This window comes from Streptomyces venezuelae, from assembly GCF_008642335.1.
Classification (GTDB): Bacteria; Actinomycetota; Actinomycetes; order Streptomycetales; family Streptomycetaceae; genus Streptomyces; species Streptomyces venezuelae_F.
In genome coordinates, this window is record NZ_CP029191.1 from 3630598 (window position 1) to 3639964 (window position 9367).

At 69.9% G+C, this 9367-nt stretch carries 11 protein-coding genes; 4 read left to right on the forward strand and 7 right to left on the reverse strand.

Annotated elements, in window-relative coordinates; all coding sequences use genetic code 11:
• Nucleotides 1-34: 34 nt before the first annotated feature.
• On the forward strand, nt 35-883 hold the full coding sequence (locus tag DEJ49_RS16170) for a ketose-bisphosphate aldolase (RefSeq protein ID WP_150184778.1): 849 nt from the start codon (nt 35-37) through the stop codon (nt 881-883).
• Between the two features lie 18 nt (nt 884-901).
• Here DEJ49_RS16170 and DEJ49_RS16175 read toward each other — a convergent pair whose 3' ends face one another.
• Together DEJ49_RS16175 and cdgB are read right to left on the reverse strand one after the other, a co-directional pair.
• Nucleotides 902-1909, reverse strand: a complete 1008-nt coding sequence (locus DEJ49_RS16175) for a carbohydrate-binding protein (RefSeq protein WP_150184779.1) — start codon at nt 1907-1909, stop codon at nt 902-904.
• A gap of 87 nt (nt 1910-1996) precedes the next feature.
• A complete protein-coding gene (gene cdgB / locus DEJ49_RS16180) occupies nt 1997-3637 on the reverse strand; it encodes a diguanylate cyclase CdgB (protein WP_150184780.1) in 1641 nt (546 codons plus the stop codon).
• Between the two features lie 479 nt (nt 3638-4116).
• Here cdgB and DEJ49_RS16185 point away from each other — a divergent pair, with 479 nt between their 5' ends.
• On the forward strand, nt 4117-4635 hold the full coding sequence (locus DEJ49_RS16185; protein WP_399539122.1) for a flavin reductase family protein: 519 nt from the start codon (nt 4117-4119) through the stop codon (nt 4633-4635).
• Nucleotides 4636-4805: 170 nt separating this feature from the next.
• Here the strand turns inward: DEJ49_RS16185 and arfB are convergent, their stop codons facing one another.
• Nucleotides 4806-5234 carry an alternative ribosome rescue aminoacyl-tRNA hydrolase ArfB gene (gene arfB, locus DEJ49_RS16190; RefSeq protein ID WP_150184781.1) on the reverse strand — a complete coding sequence of 143 codons (429 nt, stop codon included), beginning with the start codon at nt 5232-5234 and terminating at the stop codon, nt 4806-4808.
• Nucleotides 5235-5423: 189 nt separating this feature from the next.
• Between arfB and DEJ49_RS16195 the strand changes: the two genes are divergently transcribed.
• Nucleotides 5424-5999: a TerD family protein gene (locus DEJ49_RS16195; RefSeq protein ID WP_125513572.1), complete on the forward strand. Its 576-nt coding sequence runs from the start codon at nt 5424-5426 to the stop codon at nt 5997-5999.
• Nucleotides 6000-6113: 114 nt separating this feature from the next.
• Here DEJ49_RS16195 and DEJ49_RS16200 read toward each other — a convergent pair whose 3' ends face one another.
• The 4 genes from DEJ49_RS16200 to DEJ49_RS16215 all read right to left on the reverse strand — a co-directional run bounded on the left by DEJ49_RS16200 (nt 6114) and on the right by DEJ49_RS16215 (nt 8711).
• Nucleotides 6114-7271: a methyltransferase domain-containing protein gene (locus DEJ49_RS16200; protein ID WP_150184782.1), complete on the reverse strand. Its 1158-nt coding sequence runs from the start codon at nt 7269-7271 to the stop codon at nt 6114-6116.
• 82 nt (nt 7272-7353) lie between these two features.
• Nucleotides 7354-7569: a DUF397 domain-containing protein gene (locus DEJ49_RS16205; protein WP_150184783.1), complete on the reverse strand. Its 216-nt coding sequence runs from the start codon at nt 7567-7569 to the stop codon at nt 7354-7356.
• A gap of 81 nt (nt 7570-7650) precedes the next feature.
• Entirely contained in the window at nt 7651-7860 is a 210-nt protein-coding gene (locus tag DEJ49_RS16210; RefSeq protein ID WP_317850451.1) for a DUF397 domain-containing protein, read from the reverse strand.
• A complete protein-coding gene (locus tag DEJ49_RS16215) occupies nt 7857-8711 on the reverse strand; it encodes a helix-turn-helix domain-containing protein (RefSeq protein ID WP_150184785.1) in 855 nt (284 codons plus the stop codon). The genes DEJ49_RS16210 and DEJ49_RS16215 overlap by 4 nt, the downstream gene beginning before the upstream one ends.
• A 222-nt stretch (nt 8712-8933) precedes the next feature.
• Between DEJ49_RS16215 and DEJ49_RS16220 the strand changes: the two genes are divergently transcribed.
• The gene (locus DEJ49_RS16220) at nt 8934-9347 is read left to right on the forward strand and encodes an ATP-binding protein (protein WP_150184786.1); all 414 of its coding nucleotides are present in this window, start codon (nt 8934-8936) and stop codon (nt 9345-9347) included.
• The last annotated feature ends 20 nt before the right edge of the window (nt 9348-9367 follow it).

Sequence of the window (9367 nt, forward strand, 5' to 3'; positions counted from 1 at the left end):
ACCTCCGCACCGCCTAGAGCAATTGGGGAGAACCGTGCCACTGGTCAGCACCGGCGAGCTCGTCTCGGGGGCCCGCGCCGCGGGTCACGGCGTCGCCGCGTTCAACGTCATCACGCTGGAGCACGCGGAGGCGGTCGCGCTGGGCGCGGAGCGGGCGGGAACCCCCGCGATCCTGCAGATATCCGAGAACGCGGTGAAGTTCCACGGCGGCCGCCTCTCCGCGATCGCGGCGGCGACGGCGGCGGTGGCCCGCGCGTCGTCCGCCCCGCTCTCCCTCCACCTCGACCACGTCATGGACGTCGAGCTGCTGCGCGCCGCGCACCCCGAGGGTTTCAGCTCGGTGATGTTCGACGCGTCGAAGCTGCCGTACGGCGAGAACGTGAAGGCGACGGCGGACGCGGTCCGTTGGGGGCACGAGCGCGGCATCTGGATCGAGGCGGAGCTCGGCGAGGTGGGCGGCAAGGAGGGTGAGGCGCCGCTGGACGCGCACGCGCCGGGTGTGCGGACTGATCCGGCGGAGGCGGCCGCGTACGTCGCGGAGACGGGCGTGGACGCCCTCGCGGTGGCGGTGGGCTCCTCGCACGCGATGACGGAGCGCACGGCGTCCCTGGACCACGAGTTGATCGCCGCCCTCGCGACAGCCGTGCCCGTCCCCCTCGTCCTGCACGGCTCAAGCGGCGTACCGGACGACGAGATCCGGCGGGCGATCGCGTCCGGCATGGTGAAGATCAACGTGGGCACGGCCCTCAACACGGCGTTCACGGGCGAGGTCCGCGCCTACCTCGGTGCCCACGAGACGGGCGTCGACCCCCGCAAATACCTCGCCCCGGCTCGCGAGGCGATGGCCGGGACGGTGGCGGGGTTCCTGGGGCTGCTGAAGTAGCCCCAGGAGGGTGGGGGCTCAGCCGGCGCTGCCGGGCTCCTTGAGCCACATCTGGTCGATGTTCGCGCCCGTCGTCCCGCACAGGTCGCTCTGGGTGCAGGAGAGCGTGACCGTGTTGGTGCCCTTGGTGAGCTGGACGAGCGCCCAGGTGTGCGTCCAGCCCTTCTCCCAGTCGCCTTCCTTGGCGTGGGAGAAGTTCTCCATGTTCAGCGGGCGGGTCTGCTTGTTGCCGTTGACGAGGATCGTGGCGTTGGAGTCCTTGCCGGGGACGCCGTAGTTGACCCACAGCTTGTACGAACCGGCCTTCGGAATCCCGTCGACCGTCCACGTGATCTGCGCGCCGACCTTGTCGAACCCGGCGACGTACACCCCGCCGCCCGCCTTGGCGCCCTTCACGTCGGACGCCGTGGTCGTGCCGCCCTCCAGCTTGAGGGCCTTCGCGTCCGTCTTCGGGAGCTCCGCCTTCTTCTCGGGCTTCTTGGTCGGCTTCTCGCTGGGCTTGACGCTCTCGGCCTGCGACGGCGTGCTGGAGGCGCCCGCGTCGGCGTCCTTGTCGTCGTCGTTGCCGGTGATCAGCGCGGCGCCGATGCCGAGCGCGACGACGGCGACGACGGCGACCGCCGCGATGAGCAGGCCCTTGGTGTTCGGGCCGCGGCCACGGCCGCCGCCGCCCGCGGGCGCGTACTGCGGCGACGTGACGGGCGCGCCGCCGGGCTGCGCCTCGGGGGCGGTGTAGTGGGCGTTGGGCTGCCCGTAGCCCTGCTGGGGCTGCTGGGCCTGCTGGTGCGGGACCTGCTGGCCGTATGCCTGCTGGCCGCCGTAGGTCTGCTGCCCGTACGCCGGGCGCCGGTCGCCGACCGCGCGGACCTGGTTGTACGAGGATCGGGGACCGGGGTACCCGTAGCCGCCCCCGCCGCCGGGCGGGGTCGCTCCGGCGGCCTGTCCGTCCTCGTACAGGTAGCCGAACGGATCGTCGTCGCCCTGCGGAGCGCTCGGCGTGTTCTCGCCGTTGTTGCCGGGCGTCATTCCCTGGTCACTCCCTCACATCGCTGACGCGGGGAGCCTACCCGGTCCCGTGGCGGGCAAGGGGTGGCGTCGGCCTCATCCAGGGCGTTATCCGGCCCGCCTGTGCTGTTTGGCACGGGACCGTTTCTCCACGTACATCCGCTGGTCAGCGGAGTGCAACACTTCGTCAGCCGACATCCCGCAGTGGGCCCATCCGATACCGAAACTTGCCCCTACGCGGACCGCTCTTCCGTCGACGCGGATCGGCGGGATGATCGCGTTCCGCAGCCGGACGGCGAGGTCCTGTGCGTCGGCGCGGCCGAGTCCGTCGGCGAGGACGACGAACTCGTCGCCACCGAGCCGCGCCACGGTGTCGCCGTCCCGCACCCCGCTGGTGAGGCGGCGTGCGACCTCGATGAGGACGGCGTCGCCGGTGTGGTGCCCGAAGCGGTCGTTGATGGACTTGAAGCCGTCGAGATCGCAGAAAAGAACCGCGAGCCCCTTCGTGCCGTCGTCCACGTCATCGTCCCCGCCCTCGGGAGCGACGGTGTGGACATGATGATCGAAGCCCTCTTCCTGCTGGTGGTGGGAGGCGTGCCCGAAGTCGAAGCCGTGTTCGTAGGCCGCGTCGAGGGAGTCCACCGCGCTGGGCTGGCCCGCGTGGGGCCTGCGACAGAGCCGGGCGCTGAGGCGGGCGCGGAGTTCGGCGGAGTTGGGCAGTCCGGTGAGGGAGTCGTGGCTGGCCCGGTGGGCGAGCTGCAGCTCACGGCGTTTGCGGTCCTCGATGTCCTCGACGTGGGTGAGGAGGAAGCGGGGCCCGTCGGCGGCGTCGGCGACGACGGAGTTGCGCAGCGACACCCACACGTACGTCCCGTCGCGCCGCGCGAGCCGCAGTTCGGCGCGGCCGCCCTCGGCGCTGGTGCGCAGCAGCGTCCCGATGTCCTCGGGGTGGACGAGGTCGGAGAACGAGTAGCGCCGCATGGCGGACGCGGGTCGCCCGAGGAGGCGGCACAGCGCGTCGTTGGTGCGCAGGATCCGCCCGTGCTGATCGCCGCCCATCTCGGCGATGGCCATGCCGGAGGGCGCGTACTCGAAGGCCTGCCGGAACGACTCCTCGCTGGCCCGCAGTGCCTGCTGTTCCCGCTCCAGGCGGACGAGGGCGCGCTGCATGTTGGCTCGGAGGCGGGCGTTGCTGATCGCGATGGCGGCCTGGAACGCGTACATCTGGAGGGCTTCGCGGCCCCAGGCGCCGGGCCTGCGGCCGTTGCGGGGCCGGTCCACGGAGATCACGCCGAGGAGTTCGCCGCCGGCGGCGCCGGTCGCGTACATGGGCGCGAAGAGGCGGTCCGAGGGGTGCCACTCGTCCTCGAAGCGGGGCTCGGGCCCTTCGGTGTACCACTGCGGAACGTCATCGTCGTCGAGGACCCAGCCCTCGGTGTACGAGATGAAGCGCAGCGCTCCCCAGGCCTCGCCCATGGCGAGGCGGCGCTCCCAGGCGTCGCGGGAGCCGACGCGGCCGGTGATGAGGGCCTCGGCGGAGGGGTTGCCCGCGAAGGCGGCGACGACGAGGTCGCCGTCCGGGCGCACGAGATTGACGCATGCCAATTCATAGCCAAGGCCGTTGACGACGCCGTCGGCGACGGTCTGCAGCGTGTCCGCCAGGCTTCGGGCCGTATTCAGCTCCGCTACCACCTGGTGCAGCTGCCGCAGGGTCGCAAGACGGACGTACGGCTCCGACTCGGTCTCCATGCTCGTTCTCCCCGAGACCTCGACAGCAACTCCAGGATGCGCGGCGCCCGCAGTGTTCTTCGGTGTGGACCTCTGTTGGCGGTCGGTCTTCCGTGACCTTGACCTTGTGCCTTTGTGCCCTCAGTGTCTTTCACTGTCGTCCAGTGTCTGATTGCCACCGTCACTGAATCACAGCGAGCATCGCACTCGGTACATAGGGTCAACAAAATATGGGTCCTGTGACTCAAGTCACAGGTGGGGGGCCGCCGTTGGTCCAGTCCCTTGGACTAGTCCACCGTGGCCGTGGCACTGCGTGCCACGGGTCACGCGCGCGTGGCGGGCGCCCGGTCCGTCGTCGGTCCTAGGACCCCTCTGGGCCCTCAGCCCGATGTTTTGGTTGCCGCCCACGGGCTAGCTTCGACGATGTGGCTCACGTACTGAAGACTCTCCCGGCCCCGCCTGCCCCACGTTCCCCGTCATCGGATGGGCATGCTGATGGGGTGAGCAACGACGAGTTCCGCGCGGCGATGTCCCGGCTGGCGGCGGGCGTGGTCCTGGTGACGGCGCGCGAGCCCGGCCTGGACCCGGACGACCCGACCGCCCCGATGGGCGAGGACGTGGGCATGACGGCCACGGCCTTCCTCTCGGTCTCCCTCGACCCGCCCCTGGTCATGGTCAGCCTGCGCGAGGGCTCCCGGATGGACGACCTGCTGGCCGAGCAGCCGCTGTGGGCGGTGTCGGTGCTCGCCGAGAGCCAGCGCCACATCGCGGGCCGTTTCGCGATGAAGGGCCGCATCAGCGACCGCCTCCTCTTCGAGGACATCCCCTACGTACGGGGCGCGGCGTCCGGCGCCCCGATGGTGGGCGGCGCGCTGGCGACGCTGGAGTGCCGCACGGAGCAGACGGTGGCGGCGGGCGACCACACGCTGGTGATCGGCCGCGTGCTGACTGCGTCGGTGCCGAGCGGTGAGGGCGGCCCCCTCACCTACTTCCGCGGCCGCTACCGCGCCCTGGGCTAGCGCCGTCGCGGGGCGCGCCCCGTAGGGGCGCGGGGAACTGCGCGACAAGCCACGACAAAGCCGCAGACGCGTCTGCATGGTGCTTCGGCAGACGCGTCTGCGGCTTTTCCTGGGTTGCTCGCGCAGTTCCCCGCGCCCCTGACGGGGCGGGCCCCCCGCGACGGGGAACGTCAGCCCCAGCCCCGCCCGGAGCGCCCCCGCTTGGTCTCACCGCGCTGCTTCTTGTTGCGGAGACGCCGCTCGTTGATGCCGCGAGGAACCTTCGTCGCGCGCCGCGGCTTGGGGGGCGGCGCGGTCGCCTCGGCGAGGAGAGACGCGAGCCGGGTAGCGGCCATCTCCCGGTTCCGCCACTGTGACCGATGCTCACTCGCGCGTACGGCGATGACGCCGTCGACGAGCCGCGGGCCGAGCCGTTCGAGGGCGCGCCGCTTCCACACCTCGGGCAGCGCGTCCGTGTTCGCGAGGTCGAACCGCAGCTCGACCTGGGAGTCGCTCGTGTTCACGTGCTGCCCGCCCGGCCCTGACGACCGCGAGAAACGCCACATGAGCTCGGCCTCGGGCAGGGAGACGGAGCCGCGGATGACATGGGGACCGGACATGCCTCCATGGTCCCGCGTCTGTCGGGCTCACGTCACACCCTTTTCGCGCGCGACGTCTTCGGGACACGGGTAAAGAAAGTAAAGCGAGGCGGAACCCTGGGGACCCTGGTCCGCGTTGTTAGGGGTGACGGTAGCTTCGTCCCCAGTACGAAGCCCGTACGTATGCAACGAGGGAAGGGACTCCCAACAATGGCAGTAAGCCTGTCCAAGGGTGGCAACGTCTCGCTCACCAAGGAGGCTCCGGGCCTGACCGCCGTCACCGTGGGCCTCGGCTGGGACGTCCGCACCACCACTGGCACCGACTTCGACCTGGACGCCTCCGCGATCGCGGTGAACACCCAGGGCAAGGTCTTCTCGGACCAGCACTTCGTCTTCTTCAACAACAAGGCGACGCCGGACCAGACCATCGTCCACACCGGTGACAACGTCACGGGCCAGGGCGAGGGCGACGACGAGCAGATCAACGTGAACCTCGAGGGCCTCCCGGCCGACATCGAGAAGATCGTCTTCCCGGTCTCGATCTACGACGCCGAGAACCGCTCGCAGAACTTCGGCCAGGTGCGGAACGCCTTCATCCGCATCATCAACCAGGCCGGCGGCACGGAGATCGCGCGCTACGACCTCTCCGAGGACGCGGCCACCGAGACCGCGATGGTCTTCGGCGAGCTGTACCGCAACGGCGCGGAGTGGAAGTTCCGCGCGGTCGGCCAGGGCTACGCGTCGGGCCTGGTCGGCATCGCCCAGGACTTCGGCGTGAACGTCTGAGTCGACGCCTGACGGTGAGAAGGGCCCCGGCAGCACGGTTCTGTGCTGCCGGGGCCCTTCGGCGTCCGCACCCCACGGCACCCGACCGACCGGCGCGGTGTCAGGCGGTCGGTGTCAGACGGGAAAGCGCCATGACTCGTCGGGCGTCAGCAGGTGGCTGCCCTCGGGGGAGAGTTCCGCGCGCATCGAGTGCAGAGGGAACCTGCCGTTCTCCTCCCACCTCCTGCGAACACGTTCCAGCGCGTCCCAGAGCCGGCGAGGGCCGCCCTGGTGCACCACGGGCGACGTCCCGTCCTCGGCTCGGGCCCACGAGCCGTCCGCAGCGAGCAGCCAGACCACGCGCCGGCCGTCGTCCGGATACGTTGCCGCGCGGGTCTCGACCCCGGGTGTGTCCAGCTCGAACAGCCACCGGAGCGGCCATTCCTGCCACAGGTCGGGAATTACCCCTTCGGGAGCCCGTACGTCCTCGCCTTCGCGTACTCGGGCGGTCACGAACACGTCGTCCAGCTTCCCCGGGTAGTCCGCCCCGCGCCGGGCCTCCATGAACGTCGCAGGATCGGGCTGGACCGTGCCCCGCGCGATTCCGTCCGTGCCCATGTCCGCTGTGATCAGCAGGGCGGTGTGGGCAACGGTCGTGACGACTCGTCCCCCGGGGCGGAGCGCGCGGAGCCATGACGCTGGAACGGGCCGCACGGACACGGTCGCCATGATCCGGTCGTACTCGGTGTCGGGGAGTTCCTCCGTCGCGTCGACGGTTGCCAGCCGCGGGGTTCGCCCGAACTCGGCGAGACGCGTACGGGCAGCCTCGACCAGGTACGGATCCACGTCCACGCTCGTCACGTACTCGTCGCCGAAGCGCCGCGCGAACAGACCGGCGGAGTACCCGGAACCGGTACCCACATCCAGCACACGTTGCCCCGGCTTCACATCGAGCCGATGGGCCATGGACACGATGAGTCCCGGCAGGGTGCTGGACGACGTGGGGTCGCCCTTCCCGTGCTCGCCAGGGGCCGCGTGGTCGGCGTGTGTGGGACCGACGCGGGTCACGAGCGTCTCGTCCGTGTAAGCGGCGCGCAGCAGCTCGGCGGAGCTCTCGGGCGAGCTCACCAACGCCCATTCCTGCGCGATGCTGTCCGGAATTCGCTGCCACCAGCGCGGGACGAGCTTGTGACGGGGGGTGTTGCTGACGGCTTCATGCCATCCGGGTGCGTCCGCGGTCACCTTGTCGGCGAGAGCACGAGCGGCGTCGGTCCATGCGGGCGCTCCGGTCATGCGCCCACTCCTTGCAGTGCGTCGGCTATGGCTTGCACAGGCTCTGATCAGGGCCGAACTGAGCGCTGCCTCCTGATGTGGCTCAGCAACCACCCTCGGCGCGGCGGGACTTCTGCCAGCGGACCAAGGCGTTCAGGCGCGCCGGCGTGGTGGCTATCACCGTGTCCGGATCGTCGCTCTCGCGGAGGAGGAGGCGTTCCTCGTCGCGGGCGAGTTCGACGCAGTCCTCGGCGTCGATGCCCGAGAAGGACGACTTCTGCCACTGGATCTGCCGGGGCGGCTGGGTGACGTTGTTCATGGTTCCTTCTTCGTGTCGTGGACGAGTTGACGGGGGCGCTGCGCCTTCGAGGCCGGGCTGAGCACGACCTTCCGACCGAGCTCAGCGACTGCCGCCCGGGCGACGGGACTTCTGCCAGCGGACCAAGGCGTTCAGGCGCGCCGGCGTGGTGGCTATCACCGTGTCCGGGTCGTCGCTCTCGCGGAGGAGGAGGTGCCCGTTGACTCTGGCCAGTTCGACACAGTTCGGACCCTCCACACCTGAGAAAGACGACTTCTGCCACTGCGTGTCAGGCATGTCGGGGCCTCTCATAGCTCTCGTACGATGCGGCGGATGAGATGGCGGGACTCCATCTCGGACAACGAGGACTGCTCGGCCGAGCCCAGAAGCCTTCTGTATCTCGCGAGTTCAGCAGCGGCACCGATGAAGAGGCCGCCCACGGGGCTGTCCAGCTGCGCCGTATCCAACTGCGGCACAACGCCTCCCGCGTACAGCAGCGGGCTGCTCACCTCGATGAAGTGCTCGTTGGTGAACGGGATGACGCGGACCGTCACCGTCGGCCACTCCGAAGCCTCCAGCAAGTACTCCAGCTGCCCTTTGGCGACCTCTCGGCCGCCGAAGCGCATACGCAACGCCGCCTCGTGCACGATCGCGCTGAACGGCGGCGGATCGTCCCGTTCGAAGATCCTCCGGCGCCTCAGCCGGAATTCCACGCGTACGTCGACTTCCGCGGCGGGCAGCGTGGAAGCGCGGCTGCCGTGCAGCGCTCGCACGTACTCCTCGGTCTGGAGAACACCGGGCACGTTCAGCGTCTGAACGCTGCGCAGACCCGTCGCATGGTGCTCCAACTCCGCGATGTTCAGGAAATCAGGTGGCAGCACACCCCGGTACTCGTCCCACCAGCCCTGCCCGCGCGACTCCCCCGCGATGACGCAGAGCGCGTCGACCAGCTTCGCGTCGTCGCACGAGTAGAACGCCGCGAGGCGCCGGATCCGCTCCTCGCTGACCCCGATGCGACCCGACTCCATGTGGCTGATCTTCGCCTGATCGGTGGAGAGCAGACCCGCGGCTTCACGCGCCGTCCTGCCCGCCAGCTCCCTCAACTTCCGCAGTTCGGCGCCCAGTCTGACCTGTCGAGCGGTGGGGTTTTCTCTCAGCGGCATCGTCACGTTCCCTTCGGGTCCGAGTCTGCCGTGTCGCGATGAGCCGGTCCACTCACTCGGGTGAACCCCACGGGACAACCTTGCCCCTGGGCAAGGTTGTCCCTACTTTCGTGTCAACCGCACGGCCCGCCAGTGAACCCGCAGAGCAGTCACCCACCTTCGGGTGGCCAAGCCACGGTGGCCCGCCGCGCACCAGACCATCCCGCAACGGGAGTTGACCCGATGGACGACCGACCGAACAGAACTCCGCAGACCTACCGCCTCACCACCCCCAACACCCCCCTCTCCCCCAAGATCTGCCGCGACACCGTCGCGATGCTGCTCACCGCCAACGGCCACCGGCCCGACCTCACCGACACCGCCCGCACCCTCGTCTCCGAGATCGTGACCAACGCCGTGACGCACACCGGCTCACCGACCATCGACCTGGAGACCGTCGTCCTGTGCGACGGCGTGCGCGTCGCCGTGTACGACGATCACGCCGCCGCCGAACCGCTCGCCGCGCTCGACGTCTCCCGGGACAGCGAGCACGGGCGCGGATTGCTGCTCGTGCAGGCCCTTGCCGACGACTGGGGTGTGGGGCCCGCGGCTCGTCCTCGCGGCGCGGGCAAGAACGTCTGGTTCGAGCTTCGGTGAGACGGCGGCCTTCGGTGAGA